Source organism: Nonomuraea sp. NPDC050383, from assembly GCF_044459125.1.
Taxonomy (GTDB): Bacteria; Actinomycetota; Actinomycetes; order Streptosporangiales; family Streptosporangiaceae; genus Nonomuraea.
Window position 1 is genome coordinate 1 of record NZ_JBITIP010000004.1, and the last position, 26,259, is coordinate 26,259.

The 26,259-nt window shown below is 72.1% G+C and carries 23 protein-coding genes; 18 read left to right on the top strand and 5 right to left on the bottom strand.

The genetic code is table 11. The features are described 5' to 3' along the window. The 5 genes from ACIBG4_RS11460 to ACIBG4_RS11480 form a co-directional block, all read left to right on the top strand. Positions 1-312, top strand: a 312-nt coding sequence (locus ACIBG4_RS11460; RefSeq protein ID WP_397201725.1) for a transposase, incomplete at its 5' end; no start/stop codon positions are given. Between the two features lie 68 nt (positions 313-380). Beyond that, positions 381-2,417, top strand: coding sequence for a WD40 repeat domain-containing serine/threonine protein kinase (locus ACIBG4_RS11465; protein ID WP_397201726.1), 2,037 nt, complete (start codon positions 381-383; stop codon positions 2,415-2,417). Positions 2,418-2,592: 175 nt separating this feature from the next. Then, positions 2,593-3,480 carry a diacylglycerol/lipid kinase family protein gene (locus ACIBG4_RS11470; protein WP_397201727.1) on the top strand — a complete coding sequence of 296 codons (888 nt, stop codon included), beginning with the start codon at positions 2,593-2,595 and terminating at the stop codon, positions 3,478-3,480. Positions 3,481-3,535: 55 nt separating this feature from the next. Beyond that, positions 3,536-3,970 (top strand): SRPBCC family protein, encoded by a 435-nt coding sequence (locus ACIBG4_RS11475; RefSeq protein ID WP_397201728.1) that lies wholly within the window; start codon positions 3,536-3,538, stop codon positions 3,968-3,970. Between the two features lie 34 nt (positions 3,971-4,004). Continuing rightward, the gene (locus ACIBG4_RS11480; protein ID WP_397201729.1) at positions 4,005-4,886 is read left to right on the top strand and encodes a DNA-3-methyladenine glycosylase family protein; all 882 of its coding nucleotides are present in this window, start codon (positions 4,005-4,007) and stop codon (positions 4,884-4,886) included. Here ACIBG4_RS11480 and ACIBG4_RS11485 read toward each other — a convergent pair. Beyond that, positions 4,865-5,569 (bottom strand): phosphatase PAP2 family protein, encoded by a 705-nt coding sequence (locus ACIBG4_RS11485; RefSeq protein WP_397201730.1) that lies wholly within the window; start codon positions 5,567-5,569, stop codon positions 4,865-4,867. The genes ACIBG4_RS11480 and ACIBG4_RS11485 overlap by 22 nt on opposite strands. Further along, positions 5,553-6,302, bottom strand: coding sequence for a phosphatase PAP2 family protein (locus tag ACIBG4_RS11490; protein WP_397201731.1), 750 nt, complete (start codon positions 6,300-6,302; stop codon positions 5,553-5,555). Before ACIBG4_RS11490 ends, ACIBG4_RS11485 begins: the two co-directional genes overlap by 17 nt. Before the next feature lie 100 nt (positions 6,303-6,402). Between ACIBG4_RS11490 and ACIBG4_RS11495 the strand changes: the two genes are divergently transcribed. From ACIBG4_RS11495 to ACIBG4_RS11505, 3 genes are all read left to right on the top strand, one after another. Beyond that, positions 6,403-7,293, top strand: coding sequence for a diacylglycerol/lipid kinase family protein (locus ACIBG4_RS11495; protein WP_397201732.1), 891 nt, complete (start codon positions 6,403-6,405; stop codon positions 7,291-7,293). Between the two features lie 59 nt (positions 7,294-7,352). Then, positions 7,353-7,850, top strand: coding sequence for a hypothetical protein (locus tag ACIBG4_RS11500; protein ID WP_397201733.1), 498 nt, complete (start codon positions 7,353-7,355; stop codon positions 7,848-7,850). A 270-nt stretch (positions 7,851-8,120) separates the two neighbouring features. Beyond that, entirely contained in the window at positions 8,121-8,894 is a 774-nt protein-coding gene (locus ACIBG4_RS11505; protein ID WP_310712155.1) for a SigB/SigF/SigG family RNA polymerase sigma factor, read from the top strand. A gap of 18 nt (positions 8,895-8,912) precedes the next feature. Here ACIBG4_RS11505 and ACIBG4_RS11510 read toward each other — a convergent pair whose 3' ends face one another. Continuing rightward, complete coding sequence (locus ACIBG4_RS11510) at positions 8,913-10,550, bottom strand: ABC-F family ATP-binding cassette domain-containing protein (RefSeq protein ID WP_397201734.1); 1,638 nt, start codon at positions 10,548-10,550, stop codon at positions 8,913-8,915. Between the two features lie 267 nt (positions 10,551-10,817). Here ACIBG4_RS11510 and ACIBG4_RS11515 point away from each other — a divergent pair, with 267 nt between their 5' ends. The 7 genes from ACIBG4_RS11515 to ACIBG4_RS11545 all read left to right on the top strand — a co-directional run bounded on the left by ACIBG4_RS11515 (position 10,818) and on the right by ACIBG4_RS11545 (position 19,138). Continuing rightward, a complete protein-coding gene (locus tag ACIBG4_RS11515) occupies positions 10,818-11,786 on the top strand; it encodes an RNA-binding protein (RefSeq protein ID WP_397201735.1) in 969 nt (322 codons plus the stop codon). A gap of 20 nt (positions 11,787-11,806) precedes the next feature. Further along, on the top strand, positions 11,807-12,706 hold the full coding sequence (locus ACIBG4_RS11520; protein ID WP_397201736.1) for an ADP-ribosylglycohydrolase family protein: 900 nt from the start codon (positions 11,807-11,809) through the stop codon (positions 12,704-12,706). 117 nt (positions 12,707-12,823) lie between these two features. Continuing rightward, positions 12,824-14,017, top strand: a complete 1,194-nt coding sequence (locus tag ACIBG4_RS11525) for a sensor histidine kinase (protein ID WP_397201737.1) — start codon at positions 12,824-12,826, stop codon at positions 14,015-14,017. Continuing rightward, positions 14,017-14,688 carry a response regulator gene (locus ACIBG4_RS11530; protein WP_397202125.1) on the top strand — a complete coding sequence of 224 codons (672 nt, stop codon included), beginning with the start codon at positions 14,017-14,019 and terminating at the stop codon, positions 14,686-14,688. The genes ACIBG4_RS11525 and ACIBG4_RS11530 overlap by 1 nt, the downstream gene beginning before the upstream one ends. Before the next feature lie 171 nt (positions 14,689-14,859). After that, the gene (locus ACIBG4_RS11535) at positions 14,860-16,104 is read left to right on the top strand and encodes a glycosyltransferase (RefSeq protein WP_397201738.1); all 1,245 of its coding nucleotides are present in this window, start codon (positions 14,860-14,862) and stop codon (positions 16,102-16,104) included. Between the two features lie 23 nt (positions 16,105-16,127). Continuing rightward, a complete protein-coding gene (locus ACIBG4_RS11540; protein ID WP_397201739.1) occupies positions 16,128-18,188 on the top strand; it encodes an ArnT family glycosyltransferase in 2,061 nt (686 codons plus the stop codon). 107 nt (positions 18,189-18,295) lie between these two features. After that, the gene (locus ACIBG4_RS11545; protein ID WP_397201740.1) at positions 18,296-19,138 is read left to right on the top strand and encodes an SDR family oxidoreductase; all 843 of its coding nucleotides are present in this window, start codon (positions 18,296-18,298) and stop codon (positions 19,136-19,138) included. A 17-nt stretch (positions 19,139-19,155) separates the two neighbouring features. Here the strand turns inward: ACIBG4_RS11545 and ACIBG4_RS11550 are convergent, their stop codons facing one another. Beyond that, a complete protein-coding gene (locus ACIBG4_RS11550) occupies positions 19,156-20,472 on the bottom strand; it encodes a cellulose binding domain-containing protein (protein WP_397201741.1) in 1,317 nt (438 codons plus the stop codon). A gap of 333 nt (positions 20,473-20,805) precedes the next feature. Between ACIBG4_RS11550 and ACIBG4_RS11555 the strand changes: the two genes are divergently transcribed. After that, complete coding sequence (locus ACIBG4_RS11555) at positions 20,806-21,945, top strand: DUF1266 domain-containing protein (protein ID WP_397201742.1); 1,140 nt, start codon at positions 20,806-20,808, stop codon at positions 21,943-21,945. An 81-nt stretch (positions 21,946-22,026) separates the two neighbouring features. Beyond that, positions 22,027-22,896, top strand: a complete 870-nt coding sequence (locus ACIBG4_RS11560; RefSeq protein WP_397201743.1) for a hypothetical protein — start codon at positions 22,027-22,029, stop codon at positions 22,894-22,896. Here the strand turns inward: ACIBG4_RS11560 and rarD are convergent. Next, entirely contained in the window at positions 22,784-23,752 is a 969-nt protein-coding gene (gene rarD, locus ACIBG4_RS11565; protein WP_397201744.1) for an EamA family transporter RarD, read from the bottom strand. The two genes, ACIBG4_RS11560 and rarD, sit on opposite strands and share 113 nt — an antisense overlap. Before the next feature lie 153 nt (positions 23,753-23,905). Here rarD and ACIBG4_RS11570 point away from each other — a divergent pair, with 153 nt between their 5' ends. Then, a complete protein-coding gene (locus ACIBG4_RS11570) occupies positions 23,906-26,239 on the top strand; it encodes a polysaccharide lyase 8 family protein (protein WP_397201745.1) in 2,334 nt (777 codons plus the stop codon). Positions 26,240-26,259: the final 20 nt, after the last annotated feature.

The following is a 26,259-nucleotide window of genomic DNA, read 5'->3' on the forward strand; positions in this document are numbered from 1 at the left end:
GGCCGGCCTCGCACCCGACCGGAGCATGTCATCGCTGACAAGGGCTACAGTTCGCGGGCCATCCGCACCTATCTGCGTCGGCGGGGCATCGGCGCAACCATCCCTGAACGCGCCGACCAACTGGCCGGGCGAGCTCATCGAGGGCACCGGCGCTGCGAGTTCGACCCAGCCCGCTACAAGCGTCGCAACGTCGTCGAACGCTGCTTCAACCGGCTCAAGCAGTTCAGAGGCATCGCCACCCGCTACGACAAGCTCGCCGTTCACTACCAGGCAAGTGTCACCATCGTCTGCCTGTTGCTATGGCTCACATGAGATCCACAAAACAGGCCCTAGGGTGTGCATCGCCCCACAGATCACAGCGCGTCCGGGAAGGGAGCGGGATGCCGGGTTCACGCCCGCTCCGGCCAGGCGACCCCGAGCGGATCGGCGCGTACCGGCTCGTCGGCGTGCTCGGCTCCGGCGGCCAGGGCGTCGTCTACCGCGGTGTGCGCGACGGCGGCGGCGACGTCGCGGTCAAGGTCGTCCACAGCCATCTGAGCCAGGACGACGACGCCGTCAAGGGCTTCCTGCGGGAGGTGGAGGCGGCGCGCCGGGTGGCCGCGTTCTGCACCGCCGCCGTGCTCGACATGGGGACGCTGGGCGACCGGCCGTACATCGTGAGCGAGTACGTCCCCGGCGACACCCTCCAAGAGGTCGTCCGCGCCGAGGGCCCGCGCGGCGGAGGGGCGCTCGACCGGCTGGCGATCTCGACGCTCACCGCGCTGGCCGCGATCCACGACGCCGGGATCGTGCACCGCGACTTCAAGCCGGGCAACGTGCTGATGGGCCCCGAGGGGCCGATCGTCATCGACTTCGGCATCGCCAAGGCGCTGGACGCCACCACGCTCGCCTCCGGCCCCATCGGCACCCCCGCGTACATGTCGCCCGAGCAGTTCAGGGGCGAGCGGGTCGGGGCGCCGTCGGACCTGTTCAGCTGGGCGGGCACGATGGTGTTCGCCGCGACCGGGCACCCGCCCTTCCCGGGCGAGACGGTGCCGGCCATCCTGAACGGCGTCCTGAGCAGGGAACCCGACCTGACCGGCGTTCCACCCCGCCTGACGGGACCGATCCAGGAGTGCCTGTCCAAGGACCCTGCGGCCCGGCCGACGGCTCCCGAGCTGCTGCAACGGCTGATCAGCCGTACCGGTGACGGAGCGGCCCGCCCCGTCACCGTCCCTCCGCCCTCAGGCATCAGGGAGGCCCCGGACATCCGGGAGGCGGCGACCGAGCCGAGCCGGCCCAGGACGTTCAGCCGGCGGGCCCTGATCGGCGGGGCCGCCGTCACCGCCGCCGCGGCCGTCTCCGCGTTCACCGTGCTCGGGCGCCGCGACCAGGCCGCCCGGCCGTCCCCGACCGGGACGCCCACGCCCAGCGCCTCCTCCTCCGCCGCCGCGACGCCCACGCCGCAGCCGTTCGGTGCGCCCCTCACCCGCCCCGTCGCCCTCACCGGGGAGTGGGGCACGGCCACCGCGCTCGCCGCCACCGGCGCCCTGGTGGCCTGCGGCACCGGCAAGGGCACCGTGCTGGCCTGGGACACCGCCCAGGCGGCGGCCACCCGCCTCGGCGACGGCGGCGCCTCGGTGACCGCGGTGGCGTGCGGCGAGCGGGACGGCACTCCCGTCGTCGCCTCCGGCCACGGCGACGGCAGGATGCGCCTGTGGAGCCTGACGGGCGAGAACTTGGCCGACCATCGCGCCACCGACCCCGTCATCGGGGTGACCGTCGCCGGCCGCCCTGTCGCGGTGTCGCAGAAGTACGACGGCTCCAAGGACCTCCACAGCGTCGTACGGCTGTGGGACCTCACCACCGGCAAGCAGATCGGGCCCACGATCACCGACCACTTCCAGGGCGTCGACTGCCTGGCCTTCGGCACGCTCGGCGGGAAGCCCGTGCTGGTCACCGGCGACGGCAACAACCGGATCCGGGTGCGGCGGCTCTCCGACGGCAAGGTGACGGGCACGTTCGTCACCGGCGAGATCGGCGGCGTCGAGCGGCTGGCCTGCGGCGAGATCGACGGCAGGACCGTCCTGGTCTCCACGCACCGGGACGCCACCCTCCGCGTGTACGACCTGGCCACCGGCAAGCGCCGCGAGAGGTGGACGTTCAGCGAGCGCAGCCCCGACGACCGGGGCGTGACCGCGCTGGCCATGGGCCGCAGCGGCGACGTCCCCATCGCGGTCGCCGTGCACAACCCGTCCGGCGGCGACGTCCTCGTCCGCGTCTGGAACCTCACCGACGGCGACGTCATCGGCTCCCTCGGGCCGGGCCCCGGCGGCCCGATCCTCACGGCCACCCTGGCCCAGGCCACCGGCCTGCCGGTCGTGACGGGCGTCACCGAGGACCGCACGCTGCGCACCTGGAACATCGGCCCGGCCTGACGACCGCCGGCCTCCGTTCCGCGGAGGAGTGGCGCGTTCCGGCGTCAGGCTCTTCTCGCCGAGCTGCAGACGCGCGGCGCTTAGGCCGGCCCGGCGCACCTGACGGCCGCTTCGCCATGAGGGGACTCGCGGGCGCGGGACGGGGTAGACGGCGGCAGGTGAGAAGGGAGCACTCGTGCGCCGACTGCTGGCCATCGTCAACTCCTCGGCCGGAGGCACGGACGAGGACGTGCTGTCCGAGGTCCTGTCCGAGCTGACCCGGCACGCCGACACCGTGGAGGCCCGTATCAAGGACCCGTCCGAGCTGCCCGGCCTCCTGGGGGAGCATCCCGGACGCGACCCGGTGGTGCTCGGCGGGGACGGCTCGCTGCACTGCCTGGTGGCGGCGCTGGCCGAGCGGGGTGAGCTGGACTCCCGGACGGTCGGGCTGGTGCCCATGGGCACCGGCAACGACCTGGCCCGCGCCCTCGGCGTGCCGCTCGACCCGGTGCGGGCGGCCCGGGTGGCGGCCACCGGGGAGCCGCACGCGCTCGACCTGCTGCGCGACGACGACGGGGGCGTCGTGGTCAACGCCGTGCACGCCGGGGTCGGGGTCGAGGCCGCGCGCACGGCCCAGCCGCTCAAGCCGTACCTGCGGCGCTTCGCGTACGCGGCCGGCAGCGTGATCGCCGGTGTGTGGACCCGTGGCGTGCCCCTGCGGGTGGAGGTGGACGGCAGGGTGGTCGCGGACGGGCGCCGCCGGGTGCTCATGGTCGGCATCGGCAACGGCCGCACCATCGGCGGCGGCACGCCCATCACCCCCGACGCCGGCCCCGCCGACCGGGTCGCCGACGTGATGGTCTCCTTCGCCACGGGCCCGCTCCGCCGCCTGTGCTACGGCCTTCTGCTGAAACTGGGCAGGCACACCGGACGTACGGACGTCGTGACGGTCCGCGGCTCACGCGTCCGCCTCTCCGGCCCTCCGGTGCACGTCAACGCCGACGGCGAGCTGATCGGCCCGTACACCGCCCGCACCTGGACCGTCGCCCCGCACGCGTGGCGCGTGACCCTCCCGCGCGGGTGAGACCGCCTTCTCGGCCATCGCACCGGCATCTCCGCCGACCGCCTATCATCGCCGGGTGATCGAGCTACAGGAGGACGGGGAGATCGCCTGCCCGGCCGCGCGTGTGTGGGCGGTCGTCGCCGACTACGGCCAGGACCCACGCTGGCGCGAGGGCGTCGAGACGATGGCGCCGTGCCCCGAAGGCATCGTCCGGGTGGGCACGACCACCGCCGAGGTGATGCGGTTCGCGGGCCGGACCTACCGCAACGGCGGCGAGGTCGTCCGGGTGGAGCCGGGGCGCTCGTTCGCCTGGCGCACCACCTCGGGGATCGACGCCGAGGGCGGCAGGCTCGTCGAGCCGCTCGGCGAGAGCCGGTGCCGCTTCACCTTCCACGTGCGCGTCACCCCGCGCGTGACCTCCGAGAGGTTGCTGGAGCCGGCGCTGAGGTGGTTGCTGCGGCGGTCGATCCGCGCCGACGTCCGCCGCCTGGCCCGCCTCTGCGCCTCTTGACGAGTCCGGCCCTGACGCCTCGTAACATGCGCGCATGACCACGCACGGATTCGCGCTCACCGCCGAGGGACCGTTCGACTTCGGAGCCTCGTTGCGTTTCGTCGAGGACTGGCCGGCCACCAGCGCGCTGCCCTCCGACGGGCGGGCGCTGCGCTTCGCCTACTGCGCGGAGGCCGACTGGCTGCCGATCGGCGTGAGCGTCACGGCCGCGCCGGGCGGGGTCGCCGTGGCCACGACGCGGGCCGCGGGGCCGGGCGTCCGGGGCGAGGTCGCCCGCATCCTGTCCCTGGATGTGGACGGCGCCGGCTTCGCCAAGCTCGGCGAGGCCGACCCGGTGCTCGGCGACCTGCAGCGGCGCCGCCCCGGACTGCGGCCGGTGTGCTTCTGGAGCCCGTGGGAGGCGGCGTGCTGGGCGGTGATCGTGCAGCGCTCGTCGATGCTGATCGCCGCCCGGATCAAGCAGCGCATCGCCGAGCGGTACGGCGCGCGGGTCACCGTGGACGAGCGGACGTACACGGCGTTCCCGCCGCCCATGACGCTGGTGGACGCCGGCGGCCTCGGCCTGCCCGCGCAGAAGGAGGAATGGCTGCGCGGGCTGGCCCGCGCGGCGCTCGACGGCGTCCTCACCGCCGAGCACCTGCGCTCGCTCGCCCCGGAGGAGGCCCTGGCCGAGCTGCGCGCCCTGCCCGGCGTGGGCCCGTTCTCGGCGGGCCTGATCCTGATCCGCGGGGCGGGCGCGCCGGACGCGTTCCCGGGGGACGAGCCGCGCCTGTTCGCCGTCCTGCGCGAGGCGTACGGCCTGCCGGAGGACGCGCCGCCCGCCGCGTACCGGAGGCTGGCCGAGGCGTGGCGGCCCTACCGCTCCTGGGCCTCCTTCGTGTTCCGGGCCTCGACCTACGGCGTCATGGACGACTGAGCACCCCGCACGGCCCGCGGCGCGGAGTCCCGCGTCCGCGCCGGCGAGCGCCGGTACAGGATCGCGCGGGCGGCCACCACGACGCAGACGGCGCCGAGCAGCAGCCCCCAGGTGATGTCGGTGAGGAAATGCATGCCGCGGTACAGCCGGGAGAAGGCGACGGCGAGCGGGGCGGCGATGCCGACCACCCAGATCACCACCTGGAGCGCCCGGTTGCGGACGTGCGTGGCCAGGACGAGCGCGACCCCGCAGTAGAACGCGACGGCGGCGCTGACGTGCCCCGACGGGAAGCTGGAGGTGGGCGGGGCCGGGTCGAGATGCTCCACCGGCGGCCGGTGCCGCCCGACGATCTCGGTCACGGCCAGGAAGACGAGCGACTGGCTCCAGACCGCCGCGACGAGGAAGACCGATTCGCGCCAGCGCCCGTACGCGAGCCGGAAGAGGATCACGGCGATCGCGGTGAGCGCCACGATGTACGGGGTGTCCGACAGGCTGCTGCCGAAGTCGGTGAGCGTGTTCCCCAGCGAGGTGCGGTCGGCGGCCAGGGCCCGGCTCACACCCGCCTCGCCGGTCGGCACGGCGAGGATCAGCTCGCCCACGCCGTAGGTCACGCCCGCCAGCAGGAGCAGCGGGAGTAAGAGCGTCAGCGCGTAGTGCTTCACGTGCTCAGTTCTTGTGGTCATGGGTCACCTTCACCTGTTCGGGTTCCACTCCCTCGGTCAGCGGCGAGACGGGCCTGCGGCCCTCCTCGCGCCGCCACGTCTCGAATCCCGCCGCGGTGGCCGCGACCACCGCGACGCCCAGCACGATCCCCGCCACCACGTCGCTCACCCAGTGCACGCCGAGCGCGATCCTCGTGTAGCCGACCGACAGCACGAGGAACCAGGCGACGCTCCAGGCCACCCACCGTCCCCAGCGGGGCAGGTGCGGCAGCAGGAGAAGGACGACCACTCCGGCGCCGAGCGTCACGTTGACCGCGTGCCCCGACGGGAAGGAGTCGCCCGGCGCGAGCGCGACGGGGTCGGGAAGGTGCGGCCTGGCCCGGGCGACGACGATCTTGAGCGCGAGGCCGAGCAGCCCGCCCACGGTCACGGTGGTGACCGCCCAGACGGCCAGCCGCGGCGCCCCCTTGTACAGCAGCCAGGCGGCGTACGCGATGACCGCGATCCGCCACGGCCATGGCCCGAACAGATCCGTCCACACGATGAGCAGCCTGGTCACGCCCGGATGAGCCAGCGCGTACTCGTGCAGGTCCGCGGCGACTCCCGCGTCGAGCCCGTTGAGGGGCATCTTGGCCACGACGAGCAGCAGGCCGAACGGGACCATGACCAGCGCCACCGCGAGGCTGGCGAGCGTCAGGCGCAGCCCCAGACGGCTGTCGCCGTCGGCGCGGGCCTTGCGCTGGTGAAGCGTCATGGTTGCGGCTCTTTCTGCGAGATGCGTTCGCGGTCGGCTACCCCGGCGGCCGGAGATGATTCCTCGCCTGAACGACGGCGGCGAGGGTAGTCGGGGTGGCATGTCCCCCACCGTGGCGGTCGTCGCGCACCGCAAGAAGACCCTGGGCGCGGGCCTGGACCGGCTCCGCGTGCTCATCACCGAACAGAACGTGGGCGATCTCCTCTGGTACGAGGTGCCCAAGAGCAGGAAGGCGCCGAAGAAGGTCCGCCAGGCGCTCAAGCAGGGCGCCGACCTGGTGTTCGTCTGGGGCGGCGACGGCATGGTGCAGCGCTGCTCCGACGCGATGGCCGGCACCGGCGTGCCGATGGCGATCCTCCCGGCGGGGACCGCGAACCTGTTCGCCACCAACCTCGGCATCCCCGTCGACCTGGAGGAGTCGGTGCGGATCGGCTTCCACGGCCGGCGGGAGAAGCTGGACCTGGGGCTGCTGAACGGGGAGCACTTCGCGGTCATGGCGGGCGCCGGGTTCGAGGCCGAGATGATCGCCGACGCCGACGGGCAGGCCAAGAGACGGCTGGGCAAGCTCAGCTACGTCAAGGCGGCCGTCCGGCACGTCGGCGGGCCGCTGGTGCCGATGAAGATCAAGGTGGACGGGACGACCTGGTTCGAGGGCGACGCGAGCTGCCTGCTGCTGGGCAACGTGAGCAGGATCGCCGGCGGCATCGACGCGTTCGACGACGCCCGGCCGGACGACGGCTGGCTGGAGGTGGGCGTCTCCACCGCCAAGGGGCCGATCCAGTGGGCCCGGGTGCTCGGCAAGATGGCCGCGGGCCGCTCCGACGACTCCCCGTTCGTCCGCATCACGCGCGCCAGGAAGGTGTCCGCCCGGTTCGGCGCGCCGCTGACGTACGAGCTGGACGGCGGGGAGCGCGAGGCCACCACCCGGCTCAAGGCCGAGGCCGTCCCCGGAGCGCTCACCCTCTGCTTACCGGAGGCGGCGACGATCTAGGGAGAAGTGACAACTTCTGCTCCCCTTCGGCCGTCCAACCGTGCATGATCCGAAACACGATGACCCGTACCGCGCTGGCGACGCTGGTGACGGCCGGCCTGACGCTGGGCGCCCTCGCGCCCGCCGCCCACGCCGCCACCTCCGGCACCACGTTCGGCCCCGCGGGCTACGGGGGCGTGAAGCTGGGGATGAGCGCCAAGGCCGCCCAGGCCACCGGCAAGATCTCCCACAAGAAGGGGCTGGACTCCCCCTCCTGCACCGGATGGCAGCTCAAGGCGCATCCGACCGGCAGCGACGGCGTCGGGCTCTACATCTCCAAGAAGCACGGCGTCGCGATGATCTTCGCTCCGAAGGGCGTCAAGACGCCGGCGGGCATCGGCCTGGGCTCCACCTACAAGCAGATCAAGAAGGCCTACCCCAAGGTGAAGACGGCCGCGAGCGGTTACCCGTACGTGGACGTCCCCGGCGTCACGGGGGCCTACTACTCGTTCCTCCTCCAGAAGGGCAAGGTGTACGAGATGGCGCTGGCGCTCCACAAGCAGGACTGCGCCAACTGACCGTCAGCATGACGTGACAGGCGACCGCGGCGGCCGGCCTCGCGCTCCACCGCCGCGGCCTGGAACGACTTCCTCCGTCTGCACGCCGAGCCGGACCGGTCAGATCTTCGTTACGCTTCCGTGACCGGAAAATGAGTGACAGGAGCCCGTGGAGCGGGCATGGTAGATCGCGAAGTCCAGCAGAGGGCTTTGACTACGCGAGAACCAAGGCGTGCCTCTGCATGGGCTTTTTTCCATGGACGAGGCCGCCCCGCCCATCTGGGAGCAGCAGTGTCCGTCCTCACCGTCGCATTCGAGCAGCTCACCGCCGAGGAACTCCTGGCCGGCCTGGCCGACCCGCAGACTTCCGACCTGCACGCCGCGCGCATTCGCGAGCGCCTGGTGGAGATGCATGAGGGCCTGGTGACCGAGGTCACCCGCCGTTACCGCTACCGCGGCGAGCCCATGGACGACTTGCGGCAGGCCGCCTACGTCGGCCTGATGAAGGCCATCAACGGCTACGACCCCACGCTCGGTCACGAATTCCGCGGATACGCGATGATCACCGTGCTGGGCGAGGTCAAGCGGCACTTCCGTGACCGCACGTGGGCCATCCGGGTGCCGCGCGTCTACCAGGAACGCCGCATCGAGCTCAACAAGGCCACGGCCGAGCTGACCCAGGTCCTCGGTCACTCGCCGACCGTGTCCGAGCTGGCCGCCAAGCTGGGGATCTCCGAGGAGGACGTCCTGCTGGCCATGGAGGCCTCCACCGCCTACTCGGCGCTGTCGCTGGACGCCCCGGTCGGCGGCGCCGACGACGACGCCGCCGAGCTGAGCGACTTCCTGCCCGCGCAGGACGACTCCCTCGACACCCTGCTCGACCGGCACTCGATCAAGCCGCTCATCGACGCCCTGCCGGCCAGGGAGAAGAACATCCTGCTGATGCGCTTCTACGGCAACATGACCCAGTCGGAGATCGCCAAGGAGTTCGGCATCTCGCAGATGCACGTCTCGCGCATCCTCCGCGCCGTGCTCAACAAGCTCCGCACCGCCCTGACCGACTGACCGCCCGGGGCGGCCGCGTCACGTGCCGGTGAGCCCTCCGGTCTCCAGCAGCCGCCCCCCGGACAGCTCCAGCCAGCGGCCCACCCCGATCTCCGCGAGGAACCGCTCGTCGTGGCTGACCACCACGAACGCCCCCTCGTAGGCGCCGAGCGCGCTCTCCAGCTGGCCCACGCTGACCAGGTCCAGGTTGTTGGTGGGCTCGTCGAGCAGCAGGAGCTGAGGCGCCGGCTCCGCGAACAGCACGCAGGCCAGCGTGGCGCGCAGCCGTTCGCCGCCCGACAGCACCCCGACCGGCAGGTGCGCGCGGGCGCCCCGGAACAGGAAGCGGGCCAGCAGGTTCATCCGCTCCGCCTCCGGCATGTCCGGGGCGGACGCGGCCAGGTTCTCCGCCACGGTGCGCCCGACGTCGAGCAGGTCGAGCCGCTGCGACAGATGGGCCACCCGGCCGTCGGCGCGCCTGGTCGTGCCCCCGTCGGGCTCCAGCTCGCCGCTGATCAGGCGCAGCAGGGTGGACTTGCCGGCGCCGTTGGGGCCGGTCAGGGCGATGCGCTCGGGTCCGCGGATCGTCAGGTCGACGCCGGGCTCGGCGAACAGGCCGCGTGCCCGCAGGTGCTCGCCGAGGAAGACCGTGCGGCCGGCGGGGACGTTGGTGTCGGGCAGCCGGAGCACGATCTTCTGGTCGTCGCGCAGGTCGCGCTCCGCCTGGTCGAGACGGGCCCTGGCGTCGCCGACCCGCGCCGCGTGCGTCTGGCCCGCCCGCCCGGCCGACTCCTGGGCGCCCCGTTTCATGTTCCCGGCGAAGATGCGCGGCAGGCCGGCGTTCTTGAGGTTGCGGGCCGCGTTGCTCGCCCGCCGCTCGGCCCGCTCGCGGGCCTGCTGCATCTCCCGCTTCTCGCGCTTGAGCTCCTGCTCGGCGCTGCGCACGCTCCGCTCGGCGGCCTCTTGCTCGGTGCGTACGGCCTCCTCGTACGCCGTGAAGTCGCCGCCGTAGAAGCGGACCTCGCCCCGGTCGAGCTCGGCGATGCGGTCCATGCGGTCGAGCAGCGCCCGGTCGTGGCTGACCACGAGCAGGCAGCCGTTCCAGTCGCCGAGCACGTCGTACAGCCTGCGACGGGCGCCGATGTCGAGGTTGTTCGTGGGCTCGTCGAGCAGCAGGACGTCGGGCCGCCTGAGGAGCTGCGCGGCCAGGCCCAGCGACACGACCTGCCCGCCGCTCAGCGTGCGCAGCGGGCGCGCGAACTCCAGGTGGCCGAGCCCGAGCCGGTCGAGCTGGGCCCGGGTGCGCTCCTCGATGTCCCAGTCGTTGCCGATCGTGGTGAAGTGCTCCTCGCCGGTGTCGCCTGACTCGATGGCGTCCAGCGCGGCGATCACCGGGGCGATCCCGAGGACTTCCGCCACGGTCAGGTCGCCGGCCTGGTCGCCCGTCAGCGGCAGGCTCTGCGGCAGGTAGCCGAGCACGCCGTCGACGGACACGCTGCCGCTCCCGGGCCGGTACTCGCCGGCGATCAGCTTGAGCAGCGTGCTCTTGCCCGCGCCGTTGGGGGCGACGAGGCCCGTCCGGCCGGCGCCCACGGTGAAGGAGAGGTCACTGAAGACGGGCGTGTCGTCAGGCCAGGAGAAGGACAGGTTGGAGCAGATGATGAACGCGTCGGACATGCGGGAGACCTCGTGCATACGTGGTCCGGGCGTGCCGGAGCAGCCCGGCGAAAGGGACAGGGAAAACGACGATCAAGGCCACGCCGGCGGCGGGCATACGCGCCTGCCGGGGCCGATCAACCTCCGGTATCACCCGGAGATGTCGTCGTCACCTGCCATGTCTGCTCTCCTCGATTCCGATCCCAACCGTTCCACACCCTAGCAGCCACCCACGGCCCGACCGCAAGGCCATTTCCGTACGGCTCCCGTACGGCAGGATGAGCCGGCATGAGCGTCCACGTCCACCGGATCACCAAGTACGACCCCGCGGACCGCACCGAGCACGGCTCCTATGCCGGCCCCGAGGACGTGCACAGCGACCACGGTCCGGTGGAAGCGGCCTACCTGGAAGCCGTGGCCGCTTTCGCCGAGGAGACCGGCATCACCCACCTGACCATCCGGGAGCCCGGGGTGACCGGTTTCGTGAACTTCGGAGTGGAGCCCCCGCTCGACGGTCACGGTCTGGCCGGGCTGTTCCCGCCCGACCTGACCGGCTACCACGACGGCGCCCGGGTGCCGATGGCCGTCGCGCTGGAGCTGGTCCGGGCGATGCTGCGCGACAACGGCGCCTGGTGCCGGCTGGAGGACGAGGACCGCTTCTTCGTCCACGTCGGTTACGACCAGTACGTCTATGTCGGCAGTGAGTCACCGTGCCCGCACGCGGTGGCGCTCACTCACCACCGGGGGCTCTTCGCCGAGCCGATGAGCCGGTCACCGTACGACCCGCGACTCGACGACGATGACGAGGACGACGCCGCGCGGCGACGCCCCGCCGACGGGGCGTTCTGGGCCGAGCTGGACGCTCTTCTCGTCGAGCGCGGCGCGGTGGTGCTGGAGGAGGGGTATGTCTCCAACGCCTCACGCTGGCACCGGATCACCGCCGACGAGGTCGCCGCGACACGCGGCGGGCTCGCTCCCCGGGCCAGGCTGCTGGTCTGGCCCGACCTGTCCACAGACGTGGACGCGACCCTTGACGCCCTGGCCGGCAAGAACCTCGTCGAGATCGTCTGGCAGGACCCTCAGGGGCACATCACCAGCCTGACAGTCGACGACCCCGACAACCCGGGACTCCCCGCCAGGCTGGCCGGAGCCCGCGCCATGCTGGTCCTCTCCGGTTACGCGGACGACCGCCACCCGCTGCTGGCCGCCGTACTCCCCGACCCCGACGGCGTGCTCCGCGCGCGATGGCTGCCCTGACGTACCTCACAATGAAGGGGATGTCACCTCATCCCCTCGCGCGGGCCACCGCCTCCCTCCATGGCCTGGCCCTCGGCGACGCCTTCGGTTCCCAGTTCTTCGTCCCCGACCACCGCCACGCCCTTTCCGCTCGCCTCCTTCCACCCGGCCCATGGCAGTGGACGGACGACACCGAGATGGCCTGCTCCGTCTACCGCGTCCTGGACGACCATGGCGCCATCGACCAGGACAAGCTCGCCGCGAGCTTCGCCGCCCGCCATGACTTCGACCGCGGGTACGGCCCGGCCACCAACCGGATGCTCCGGCTGGTCCGTGAAGGAGGCGACTGGCGGCGGCTCTCGGCCGAGCTGTTCGACGGCAAGGGCTCCTGGGGCAACGGGGCCGCGATGCGCGTGGCGCCGCTCGGCGCCTGGTTCGCCGGCGACCTGGCGCACGTCGCCCGGCAGGCGGCCCTGTCGGCGCAGGTCACCCACACGCATCCCGAAGCGGTGGCCGGCGCCGTGGCCGTCGCCGTGGCCACAGCCGTGACCGTCCAGGAGCCCGACCTCCCCGCCGGGCGTTTCCTCGACCGGATCAGGGAGCACGTACCCGCGAGCATGGTCCATGACGGCATCGGCGAGGCCCGGCAACTCCTCACCATCAGCGACCCCGCACTCGCCGCCCGGATGCTCGGGAAGGGGCGGCAGGTCTCCGCACATGACACGGTCCCGTTCACCCTCTGGGTGGCGGCCCGCGAACGCCACGACTTCACAGCGGCCATGTGGACCACCGCGACGGCCGGCGGCGACGTCGACACCACGTGCGCCATCGTCGGCGGCATCGTCGCGGCCGCCTCGGGCGCCCACCTGCCGCCGGAGTGGAGAGCACGATGCGAACCACTACCGGACTGGGCAGGCTCACCGCCGCTCGGCGCAGGTTGATCCGCCGGCCCGGACGCCGAGCCCGGTCTGGCCGTACTGCGGTCGCAGTAGCGCGGATGGGTACCCCGGGATGAGGGAAATCGCCCAGGTCAGACCTACCTTTTAGAGGTGCGTACGGTGACCTGGCTGAGACGGGAGCTGCTCTCCCGTCCCTATGTGGCCGAAACGATCCTGGCCGGGTGCGTGTATGCGATCACGCTGCTGGCACGGGGCGCGCCCCCTCCGCCGGGGGTGGAATGGCATCCCCCGATTCAGCCCCTCACCGCTGACGACATCGCGCTGGCTTCGGTCGTCTGCGGCGCTCTGATCTTCCGGCGGCGTTGGCCCCGCGCCGTTCTCGCCGTCACGGTCACCGGGTTCGCCGCCTACGCCATGACCGACGGCGGGCGGAGCCTGTTGAGCCTGGGGCCGGCGGTCGCGGTGTACACGGTGGCCTCGCGATGCCCGCGCCGGCACGCGTGGACCTACGGAGGGCTCGCCGCGCTCGTGGTGACCATGGCCACGGTCGTGTCCGGTGAAAGCGCGTGGCTGGCGCCCGAAGTGGTGGCACCGATCGCGTCGATCGGCATGGCCACCGCCGTCGGGGACGCGCTGCGCAGCCGCCGGGCCTACGTGGCCGCCGTCGAGGAGCGGGCGCGCAGGGCCGAGGAGACACGGGAGGAGGAGGCCGAACGCCGGGTGATGGAGGAACGGCTGCACATCGCGCGGGAGTTGCACGACGTGCTCGCCCACCACATCGCGCTGATCAACGTGCAGGCGCAGGTCGCCGCGTACATGCTGGCGACCGAGCCCGAGCAGGCCCGCACGGCGCTGGGCCATGTCCGCGAAGCCGGCAAGGAGGCGCTGGAGGAGTTGCGGACGACAGTCGGGCTGCTGCGCAGTCCGGGCAGCCGCGACGACCTTCTGACCGAGCCCGCGCCGGGGCTCGATCGCCTGCCCGAACTGGCCGACTCCTTCACGGCGGCCGGGCTGAGGCTGGGCTGGCTGGTCCACGGCGACCCGCGGCCGTTGCCCGCTCCGGTCGACCTCGCCGCGTTCCGGATCGTCCAGGAGGCGCTGACCAACGTGAGCAAGCACGCGCCGCGCGCCACCGCGACCGTGCGGATCGGCTACGCCGCCGACAAGGTGATCGTCGACGTGGCCGACGACGGTCGGAGCGATGCCGGTGGGACCTCCTCCGGGACCGGTCACGGGCTGATCGGCATGCGCGAGCGGGCCCTGTCCGTCGACGGGACCTTCCTCGCCGGTCCCGTGGACGGCGGCGGCTTCCGGGTGCACGCCGTGCTCCCCACCACCAGGAAGAACACGTGATGACCGTCAAAGTGCTGCTGGCCGACGACCAGGCGCTGGTCCGCGCCGGGTTTCGGGTGCTGATCGACTCCGCCCCCGATCTGGAGGTGGTCGGCGAGGCCGCCAACGGTCATGACGCCGTACGGCTGGCGCGGGAGACCCTTGCCGACGTGGTGCTGATGGACGTCCGCATGCCGGGAATGGACGGTCTGGCCGCGACGAGGGAGATCACCTGCGAGGCGGCCACGGCCGGAGTCCGGGTGCTGGTCCTGACCACGTTCGAGATCGACGAGTACGTCTTCGCCGCGCTGCAGGCGGGCGCCAGCGGTTTCCTCGGCAAGGGCGTGGAGGCCGGCGAGTTGCAGGAGGCCATCAGGGTGGTGGCCGGGGGCGAGGCGCTGCTGTCACCGTCGGCGACCAGACGTCTGATCACCCGCTTCCTGGCCGGCCCCGGCGTCTCCGCCCAGCACGTGCCCGAAGACCTGGCCGTGCTCACCGAGCGCGAGCGCGAGGTGATGATCCTGGTGGCCCACGGGCGCACCAACGACGAGATCGCCGACCTGCTGGGGATCAGCCGGGTGACCGCCAAGACGCACGTCAACCGGGCCATGACCAAGCTGAAGGCGCACGACCGCGCCCAACTGGTGATCATCGCCTACGAGACCGGCCTGGTCCGTCCCCAGGCCCGTTGATCGGCCGGGACCGCGGGCGTGGTAGCCCGCGCCCGCGTCTACTGCGATCGCCGCAGCTCAGAACCATCCTCCAGGCGGACGTTCCCCCGGGGGCAAGGCAGCGAGTCTTGAGTAGCCCGTTCCCGCGCACCGTGCGATCCGGCACCCCTGCCTTGCCACCCGAGGACATCCATGACCAACACCACCCGCGGCCTGGGCGCCCTCCGCGATTTCCAGCCCGCGAAGCTCCCGAATCCCACCGTCGAGATCGTCATCCCCGTCCACAACGAGGAGCGCGCGCTGCCCGGATGCCTGCGCACCCTTCACGCGCACCTGCTTGAGCGGATGCCGTTCCCCTGGCGGATCACCGTGGCGGACAACGCGAGCGGTGACCGGACGCTGGAGGTGGCCCGGGAGCTGGCCGCCGAACTGCCCGGCACGAATGTGGTCCACCTCGACAGGAAAGGGCGCGGGCTCGCGCTGCGTACGGTGTGGGGCGCGAGCGAGGCCGACATCGTCGTCTACATGGACGTCGACCTGTCCACGCGCCTGGACGGGCTGTTGCCGCTGATCGCCCCGCTCGCCAGCGGCCACTCCGATCTCGCCATCGGCAGCCGGCTGGCCCCCGGCGCGCGCACCGTGCGCGGGCCGCGCCGCGAGCTGATCTCCCGCTGCTACAACGCGATCATCCGGCTCACCCACGGAGCCCGGTTCAGCGACGCGCAGTGCGGCTTCAAGGCCGCCCGTACGGACGTGCTCGGCCCGCTGCTCGAACGGACGCGGGACGACGCCTGGTTCTTCGACACCGAGTTGCTGCTGCTCGCCGAGCACAACGGGCTGCGCATCCACGAGGTCCCGGTCGACTGGGTCGAGGACGTCGACACCCGGGTCGACGTCGTCAGCACCGCCGCGGACGATCTGCGCGGACTGTGGCGGGTGGCCCGCATGAAGGCGTCCGGCGCCGCGCGGGCCCCGTTGCCGGGACGCCCCGCACCCGCCGCCGAGCACCCCGACGCCGTGCTGGCCACCGGCAGGGCGGGCTCCCGGATCACCTGGGAGGTCGGCTGCTTCGTGATCATCGGCGTGCTCTCGACGGCCGGTCAGGCGCTGCTCTACTGGCTGCTGCGCACGTGGTGGCCGCCGGTGCTCGCCAACCTGGCGTCGCTGGTCGTCCTCACCGTACTCAACACCGAGGCCAACCGCCGCCTCACCTTCCGCTGGTCCGGCACGGGCGCCGGACGGGCCCACCTGGGAGCCGGAGCCCTGTTCCTGCTCGGGTACGTCGTCACCTCCGCCGCCGTGCTGCTGTTCCGCGAGGTCCAGCCCGAGGCGTCGGCCGCGGCCGAGACGCTGGTGCTCACCGCCTCGTCCGTGCTGGTGACCATTGTCCGCTTCGTGGTGCTGCGGCTGGCCGTCTTCCGCCGCACCACGCCCTGACCGTCTCCGGAGAAGTGACCCAGATGACCGACACCACCGAACTCCCGGCGCCGCCACGCGCCGCGGACCGTCCGCTTCCGGGCTGGGCGGCTCCGGCCGCGCTGGCGGCGATCCTGCTCCTGGCCACCGGCCTGTACTGCTGGGCCCTGGGCTCCCTCGGCTGGGGCAACAGCTACTACTCCGCCGCCGTGAAGTCGATGGGCCAGAGCTGGACGAACTTCCTGTTCGGCGCCTACGACCCGGCGGGGGTGATCACCGTCGACAAGCCGCCGGCGGCGCTCTGGCCGCAGGTCCTCAGCACCAAGATCTTCGGCATGCACGGCTGGGCGCTGATCCTGCCCCAGGTGGCGGAGGGCGTGGCCACGGTGTTCCTCCTGCACCGCGCCGTACGCCTGTGGGCGGGCGAGGCGGCGGGGCTGCTGGCCGCACTGGTCCTGACCCTGACGCCGATCACGGTGGCGATCAACCGTGACAACAACCCCGACACCCTGCTGGTGCTGACGCTGGTGGCGGCGGCATACGCGCTGACCCGGGCCCTGCGGACGGAGTCCGGCCGGGCCGCCCTGCGGTGGCTGTGCGGCGCCGGGCTCCTGATCGGCCTCGGCTTCCTGACCAAGATGCTGGCCGCCTGGATGGTGATCCCCGCCTTCGCGGCGGCCTGGCTGGTCGGCGCGCGCGGTCCCTGGCCCGGCCGGCTCGCCAGGCTGCTGGCCGGCGGCGGCGTCCTCGCGGTGTCCTCCCTGTGGTGGGTCGCGATGGTCGCGCTCTGGCCCGGCGACCGCCCGTACATCGGCGGAAGCACCGACGGCGGCGCCTGGGACCTGGTCATCGGCTACAACGGTCTCGGCCGGATTCTCGGCGGGAGCGGCGGCGGCCTGGGCGGCTTCAGCATCTCGTTCGGCGGAGCGGCCGGCCCGGGCCGGCTCTTCAACGACCAGGTCGGCGGGCAGATCAGCTGGCTGCTGCCCCTGTGCGGGGTGGCGCTGGCGCTGGCCGTGGCCGTCGCCGTACTGCGCCGGCGCGGGGTCACGATGCCCGGTGAGCCGCTCGCCGCGGCCGGATGGGTGCTGTGGGGAGCCTGGCTGGTGATCTGCGGCCTGGTGTACGCCACACAGCAGGGGATCTTCCACCCGTACTACACCACGCAGCTGGCTCCCGCGATCGCCGCCGTCACCGCCGGCTTCGCCACGACGCTGGCCCGCGCCCACCGGGCGGGGGCTCGCTGGGCGCTCCCGCTGGGAGCAGGGGCCGTCGCGGTGACGGCGGCATGGGCCTACGTCGTGATCGAGCGGGTCCCGTCCTGGAACGGCTGGCTGGCGTGGCCCGTGGCCACGGCCGGTGTGGCGGCGATCGTCCTGCTCCTGCTGTCCGCCGGCCGCCGGCGGCTGCTGCCCGCCGCCCTCGGCGTCGCGATCCTGGCGGTGCTGTCGGCGCCCGCGGCCTGGGCGATCAGCGTTCCGGGCTCCACGTCGGTGATGGGCGGCGCCAACCCCACCGCCGGGCCGCCGACCATGCCCTTCGGTCTCGGGGGCGGAGGCGGCCGGGGACCGGGCGGGTTCCAACTCCCGGAAGGGATGCGGCTCCCGCCAGGCGTGAAGCTCCCCGAAGGATTCCCGGGCGGGAACGGTGGCATGCCACCCGGGTTCCCCGGCGGCGGCGCCGAGCTCACCTCCGACCAGCGCAAGATCCTCGACTATGCCGTCGAGAACTCCGGCTCCGCCCGGATCAAGCTCGCCGCCGAGGGTGGCTCCATGGCCGCCTCCCCCTTCATCCTGAACAGTGACGCGACCGTCATCGGCATGGGCGGTTTCAGCGGCATGGACGACGCTCCGACCGTTCAGCAGCTGAAGGACTGGACGAGCTCCGGGCACCTGCGCTTCGTCCTGGGGTCCGGTGCGGGAGGCTTCGGCGCCATGATGGGCGGGACGAGCACGCACCGCTCGCGATGGATCAAGGAGAACTGCGCCGAGGTCCCCGCCGCCGCGTATGGCGGAAGTCCCACCTCCACCGCGCCGGGCAGCCCGACGACCGGCGGTCTGATGATGGGCGGCACCACCCTCTACGACTGCGCCGCCAAGCGCTGACGACGGTGCAGCCGGTACGGCAGGGGCTGGGACCGGCATGTGCGCCTCCGCGAGGCGCCCGGCGCCGGCTGCAAGACTGGTTGGACAGTCTCCGAAGGAGGTCGCCCATGACCCGCCCCGACAACGCGAAGATCGCCATAACGGGGGCCACCGGCCGCATCGGCGGCCGGATCGCCCGCAGGGTGGCGGCGGCCGGGGCGGCGCAGCGCATGGCGGTGCCGCGTCCGGACCGCGCCCCTCAGCTACCGGGCGCGACCACGGCCCGCTGCGCGTACGGTGACCGCGACGCCGCCCGCGCGCTGGAAGGCATCGAGGTGCTCTTCATGATCTCGGCCCCGGAGTCGCCGGACCGCCTGAGCCGGCACCTGTCGTTCGTGGACGCCGCCGCGGAAGCCGGGGTACGGCACGTGGTGTACCTGTCCTTCTTCGGCGCCGCGCCGGACGCCGTCTTCACCCTCGCCCGTGATCACTGGGCGACCGAGGAGCACATCCGTGACAGCGGCCTGTCCTTCACCTTCCTGCGCGACAACCTCTACGCCGACTTCATGCCCGCGCTCGTGGGCCAGGACGGCGTCATCCGCGGCCCGGCGGGCGAGGGCCGGGCCGCGGTCGTGGCCCAGGACGACATCGCCGACGCCGCCACCCAGGTGCTGCTGAACGCCACCGGGCACGAGGGCCGCACGTACGACATGACGGGCCCGCGGTCGCTGTCCATGGCGGAGATCGCCGCGATCCTGTCGGAGACCACCGGCCGCTCGATCACCTACCAACCGGAGACCGTGGAGGACGCCTACCGGTCGCGCGCCTCCTACGGCGCGCCTGACTGGCAGGTCGACGCGTGGGTGTCGACCTACACCGCCATCGCGGCCGGGCAACTGGACGGCGTGAGCGACGACGTCCCGCGTCTGACCGGGCACGCCGCCACTCCCCTGGCCGACGTCGTTCCTTAGCAGGCCGACGTCGTTCCTCAGAAGCAGGTGATGCCGGCCGGGCCGGGCGTGGACGGCCCGTCGGCCTGGAAGCCGAAGGTGGCCGACGCGCCCGGCGCCAGGCTCGCGGCCCAGCTCGGCGCCTTGACCGTCCAGGTGGTACCCGACGACGTGATGGTGGAGCTCCAGGCGTTGGTCAGGGTCACGCCGGCCGGCATGGTCCACGTGACCGTCCAGTTGTTCAAGGTCGTGGTCCCCGTGTTCCGCACGGTGCCGTTGGCCGTGAAGCCGCCCTGCCAGGCGTTGGCGACCTGGTAGTCCACGCCGCAGGAGCCGCCGGTGCCGCCGGTGGTCGTGGGGGTCGGAGTGGCGGTGGGCGTGGGTGTGGGGGTGGGCGTGGAGGTCGGGCCGTCCGAGGTGGTGTAGCCGACCTTGGTGTACGGCGTGCCGCACTGTGGGTCGCAGGCCGGCGGAAGCGCGAAGCTGTACACGCGTCCGCCGTTGATCAGCGTGTCCGTGACGTCCCGCACCCGGATCTGGAACCGGCTCGCCCCCGACGTGGTCCCGCCGATGACGTACGACTGGCCCATGTCGCCGTTCATCTGAGCCGTCCGCCACGCTCCGTCGGCGAAGTACTCGACGCCGTGAATGCCGTTGGCCAGGTGCGAGACGGAGATGGCGGGCCACCACACCTGGGCGGACCGCAGGAACCCGATGCCGATGTCGCCGCTGTAGTTCGGCGCGGGGACGAACGACCAGGTGACGCGCCGGTTGTTCCAATGGCCGGGATACATGTCCCCGACCGTGGCGCCGTTCTTCACGAACCGGTTGAGCGAGTCCTTGGCCAGGTCCAGGTGGTAGGGATCGTCGCGGCACCAGGCGTTGGAGTCGCCGCAACTGTCGGCGACCAGCATGGTGAGCTTCGCGCCCTTGTAGGCGTCGGAGACCCAGGAGCCGTTGCGGCAGAACGGCTGGTTCGGCGCGCCGTCGTTGGTGCCGGTGCAGAGGTCGCCGATCTCCGCCTGCACGTAGCGGCCGCAGTTCAGCCCGTTGTTCCACAACCCGGCCTTGCTGAGGTTCGCCCCCGTCAACGGCCGCGGGTAGAAGCTGTAGTCGCCGGGCGTGTTGTAGACGTTGAGCGCCACGAAGTCCGGTGAGTCGAGATTCGCCTGCGGCACTCCGCAGCCGCCGTACGGCACGCCGAGTCCGTCGAAGTAGGTGGCGTTACCCGTCACGGGGCCGGGCGGGTCGCCGGCCGCGCCGGCGGGCTGTTGCGTCAAGGGCACCAGGCCGCCCAGCGCGACCAGGAGACCGGGAAGCAGGAGGGCGAGCAACCGGCGACGAGCGTGACTCATCGGACCCCCTCGATCGGAAAGGTTCGCGAGAACGAACCTCTCCGCAGAGCGCCGGCCGGTCAAGCAGGGGCCCGCGCGAGCTGGGCGAACACGCCGACAGAACTGAAACTTTCAGCACTCACCGGAAATCGGAGACGACCGCGATGCCCACACCGGCGGCGAGGCGGAGCGGCGGTCCCGGCAGTTGTAAGGTATTGCGGCATGGGGGCGTGGGAAGGGATGAGCCCTGACCTCATGGGGAGACCGGGCGCGCCCGGCGACGGGAGAGCGGGATCTCCCGCCCCCGCGTGGCAAGCCCCCACCGACATCGAACGGGGTTTGTACGAAGCCAAGATGCGGGGCGACTGGGCTGCGTACTTCGACGTCCTCGCCACCGCGAACCTCTATCACCCGATGTCGCGCGCCAGGGCCGATGCCCAACCCGGCTGGGTCAGCTACACCCCCACGTCCTGGGGCCCGCGGCCCGGCGTCAAGGCCCTTGCCTTCCTCACCGACGGGATGCTCCCGGCACCCGCGCCCGACCCGGTCTTCTTCCAGGACGACCTGGGCGAGCTGGCCCGGAACTGGCCCCAGGACGACGAGTGGCTGGCCGTCAACCCCGGCAGCCCCTGCGAAGCGTTCTTCCCCGCGACCGCCGCCCATCGGCTGACGTGGCGCCGGCACGCCGACCGGATGCCCCACCCTCGCCGAAACGAGCTGCGCACGCTATGGACCGGAGGCCCGCTGCACGGCCCGGTCGCTCACGGCCTCGCCTGCGGGGCTCTTCTCTGCGTGAGCAACGCCTCACTCTGGAACGCGATGGGCTGGCACGGCACCGGCTACGTCCGCGAGCGGAAACGCCTCAAGGAGTGGTGGGACATCACCAGCCGCGAGGAGTGGCTGCCGGTCCAGGAGGACCTTCTCAACGGCCGGATGAGCAGCCCGTTCTGGGGGCTGGTCCTGCGGGTACGCAGTGTTCTCGCCCGCGACTTCGGTGGCATGGTCGAGGTGGATCACTGGCGCCAGGCGACCACGCGCGTCATACGGAACAGCACCGCGGAGAAGGACACCGCCCCCGGCGGGGTCACCATGAGCGACTCCGAGACGGAGGCCCAGGTCGCCGGAGCGCAACGGCTCATCGGGCGGATCATCCGATACGAGGCGCGATTTCGTGCAGACGGCCTCCTCGCCGAGGGCAGATTCGTCCACACGGTGGAGGCATGGGACTACGGACGGGCTTCCAAGATGGCCCGGTGGGGACTCGGCGCCCGCTACTGCGACCTGGCGGAGGCCGAACGGGCCGTTCTCCGCGCCGGAAGGCTCAGCCGGATCAACTACCGATCATGGGAAGAGTTCTCGGCCGCCTACGTGCTGGGCCGTTGCCTCCATTTCGACGAGGAGGAGTTCGGCGACTGGTACGGGCAGATGCTCGACGCACACAGAATCCTGACGAGCGACCCGAACAGCCCTTGGCTCAACATCCCCTTCAGATGATCGAGCCCGAAATCGGCGATCGGTGACAGACAAGATCGACTATGCTGGTTCGTCCCCCCGCCTGTGCCCCCGGGAGTCCTGGTGAAGAGGCCCCACCCGAAGTCGCCGTTCGCCGTCGACCCCGTCCTGATCGTCGGCACGGGCCTGTCCGTGCTGCTCGGCGTGATCTTCTACGTCCGCGAGGACACCGCGCAGGCGCTCGGCACCGTCGCCGGGCTCATCGGCGGCGTCATCACCCTGCAGATCCAGTCGCTGATCCAGGACAGGCGCCGGGTCGAGCACGAGACCAGAGTCGGCCAGATGGTCTCCACGATCGACAGGATTCCGTGGATGACCGACCTCATGGAGCCGATGCTGCGAGCGGCCAAGCACGTCGAGCGCGACTACAAGGGGACGCCCGCCGAGGACGCCTGCCGTGCCGCCTTCGAGGAGTGCCTGCGCACCCTCGCCGACCTCGAACGCGGCCACTTCCGCGCGCCGTACGGCGACAACGAGGTCTTCCTGCGCCTCATCGCGCAGGCACGCGAGCACATCTGCGTCACCAGCGTCCCCGCCGTCGACCTCACGTGGTGGCGCCAGCCGGTCGGCAGGCAGTACTGGCGGGCCCAGCTGGACGCGCTGGCGCGCGGTGTGAAGATCCGACGGGTGTTCATCTACCACGAGTGGACGGACGACCTCGACGCGCTGGCCCGCGAGCAGCTGGCGGCCGGGGTCCAGGTGCGCCGCGTTCAGGTGGACCGCCTGCCCCCGCCGATGCGCGTCATCACCGGGCTGTGGGACGGGGCGTGCGGGCACGAGCTCAGCTACACGGCGGCGGGCGAGGCGGTGCACGACACGTTCACGGTCTCGCCTCCGGATCTGGAACGCCTGATGCGCCAGTTCGAGATGATCGAGCGGAGCGCGGTCGAGCTGGACGACGAGCCGCGTCCGACCGCCGGTCCCGTCGCCTGAGGCCGCCGGCGGTCAGCACCGCCAGAGCGGCCCAGAGCAGCCCGAACGCCGCCCACCGGCTGCCCGGCATCGACTCCTTGAAGACCAGCAGACCGACCAGGAACTGCACGATGGGCTCGATGTACTGCAGCATGCCGGTCAGGCTGAGCGGGATCTTCGTGGCGGCGGCGCTGAACAGCAGCATCGGCGCCATCATGACGAAGCCGGCGCCGATGCCGAGCAGGGTGTTGACCGCCGACACGTGCCCGAACGTGGCCTGGCCGGTCGCCTGCAGCCACACCGTGTACACCAGGGCCAGCGGGAACACCACGGCCGTCTCCACCATCAGCCCCTCGACGGCCCCGGCGCCCACCCGCTTCTTGATCATGCCGTAGCCGCCGAAGGTGACCGCCAGGCCGACCGCGATCCACGGCGGGCCGCCGTACCCGATCGTGAGGACGAGCACGGCGGCGGCACCCAGCCCGATGGCCGTCCACTGGCGGAGGCTCAGCCGCTCGCCGAAGACCGCCACCCCCAGCGTGACGCTGACCAGCGGCGTGATGAAGTAGCCGAGCGAGGCGTCGACGACGTGCCCGTTCATCGTGGCCCAGATGAACAGGGCCCAGTTGATCGAGGTCAGCGCGCCGGCCAGGGCGAGCAGGAGCAGGTCGCGCGGGCGGCGCAGGAGCGCGGCCACCTGACGGCGGCGGCCCGTCGCGAGCACCAGCAGGGCGATCGCCACCGGCGACCACAGCACGCGCAGGGCCAGGACCTCAAGTGAGCCGGTGGGCTCCACCAGCGGCCAGTAGAGGGCGGACAGACCCCACAGGACGTAGGCCGCCACACCCAGCAGGACACCACGGCGGGCAACGGACATCTGATCAACCTACGCGGTCCCGCAGCCGCATCGTGAACCTCACCGATCAGGCTCAGGGGCGGAGGACGTCCTCGCCGAAGCCGAAATGGACACCCCGCCTGTCGACATATGATCCTTTCAAGTGATATCTGCACGATCGTCGGAAAGGCCGCCATGCCCCACCCCCTCAGCCGGCGGTCCGCCCTGCTGGGCACCGCGGCCGTGGCCGGCCTCGCTCTGTGGGACAGACCGGCCGAGGCGGTCGGCACCACCGCATCCGGCACCGCCGCGTTCAACACCACCGCCGTCAACGCCGCCGCGTTCGACGCCGCGCGTGAGCGGTGGGTGAGCCTGCTGGCCGGTGGATCGTACGACTCGGCCTACACCGACAAGACCCAGGCGATCGAGGGGTCGGCCAACGCGGTGCTGCGCAAGCTGCGGCCCGTCCCCGGTCGCCCGAGCCTGTGGCCCGACCTGCCGCTCGACGACCCCCGGACGGGCAACTTCAACCGCTCCTACAACCGCATGCGCACACTGGCGCTGGGCTGGGCCACGCCGGGCACCGCCATGCACGGGGACAGGCAGGTCGCCGAGACCGCGGTCAGCGCGCTGGACTTCCTGTACGAGCACGCCTACCACGAGGGGCTCGACCGGCGGGGCAGCAACTGGTACTGGTGGGAGATCGGCGTCCCCCGCTCGCTGACCGAGGCCTGCGCCCTGCTGTACGACGGCCTGCCCAAGGACCGCCTGGAGCGCTGGCTGCGCCCCTTGCGCCGCTGGTGCCCGGACCCGGAGCGCCGCGTCAGCCACCCCGGCGTCGTCGAGACCGGCGCCAACCGGGCGGGCAAGGCCATGGCGGTGGCGATGCGCGGATTGCTCACCCACGACGCGCGCCTCATCACGCGGGCCGGGGACGCGGTCTCCGACCTGTTGCGGCCGACCGCGGGACCAGGCGACGGCTTCTACCGTGACGGGTCGTTCATCCAGCACGACGTGTACCCCTACACCGGCAGCTACGGCGTGGACTACCTGGAGAGCGTGGCCAAGCTCATCGCCATGCTCGCGAGGTCACCGTGGGAGATCACCGGCATCGGGAACGTCTACGACATCGTGGACCGCTCGTTCGCGCCGTTCATCTTCGACGGGCTGATGATGGACTGCGTACGCGGCCGGCAGATCTCGGTGCAGGGCCACCGCGACTACCATTCGGGGCAGAAGGCGGTCGAGGCCGTCCTCACCCTGCTGGAGGCGGCGCCGGAGCGCTATGCGCGGCGCTGGCGACCGCTGGTGAAGGGCTGGCTCACCCGCAACCAGGCCTTCCCCTACGACACGCTCGCGCCGCTGGCGAGCGTCGCACGGGCCAACGCCCTGCTGGAGGACCCGTCGGTGCCGGTCGGCCCGCGTACGACGGGCACGTACGTCTTCGCCGACATGGACCGGGTGGTGCACCGCCGCCCCACCTGGGCCTACGCGATCGCGATGAGCTCGGAGCGCATCGGCGCGGCCGAGGCCATGAACCAGGAGAACCTGCACGGCTGGTACACCGGCGACGGCATGACCTACCTCTACACCGGCGACCTCACCCACTGGAACGACGACCTGTGGCCCACGATCGACCCGTACCGGCTGCCGGGCACGACGGTCGACACCCGCAGGCGCGCCGCTCTCACGCACGGCAAGCGTCGCCTGCCGCCCACCCCGTGGGCGGGCGGCGTGGCGCTTGACGGCGAGTACGGCGTGGCGGCCATGAAGCTGATCGCCGACGGCTCCTCGCTGCGGGCCAAGAAGGCGTGGTTCCTCCTCGACGACGCGGTGATCGCCCTCGGCACCGGCATCTCCGCCTCCGACGGCCGCCGCATCGAGACCGTCGTGGAGAACCGCAACACCCACGACGGGCATCCGCCACTGACCCGGGGCGACGGCTGGGTCCACCTGTCGGGTACGGCCGGCTACGCGCTGCTCGACGGCGTCGAGGCGAAGGTGGTCCGCGAGAAGCGCACCGGCCGCTGGCGGGACATCGACCAGGGCGCCACCACCGGAGGCGACAAGACCCCCGTCACCAGGCACTACACGACGATCCTCGTCGACCACGGCGTCGATCCGCACAAGGCGCGCTACGCCTATGCCGTACTGCCCGACGCCTCCATCGCGCAGACCGCGGCTTACCGCGGGCGGGTCGAGATCCTCGCCAACTCCGGAGCGGTGCAGGCCATCTCCCGCGACGACGTGCTCGCCGCCGTCTTCTGGCGCGCGGGGACCGTCGAGACCGCGGACGGGCCGCTCGCCGCCGACGGCCCCTGCACGCTGCTGATCCGCCGCGACCACAAGCGGGTACGGCTCGCGGTCTCCGACCCGTCGAGGACCGCCGACGAGGTGAAGATCACGCTGCCCTGGCCGGTGAGATCGGTCAAGGAAGGCGACCGCGGCGTCCGCAAGGCCAGGAAGGCGGTCAAGGTGAAGGTCGGCGGCAGCCGCGGCCACGCCCGCACCGCGGTGGTGCGCGTCTGACCCTCCGGGCAGGGACGCAC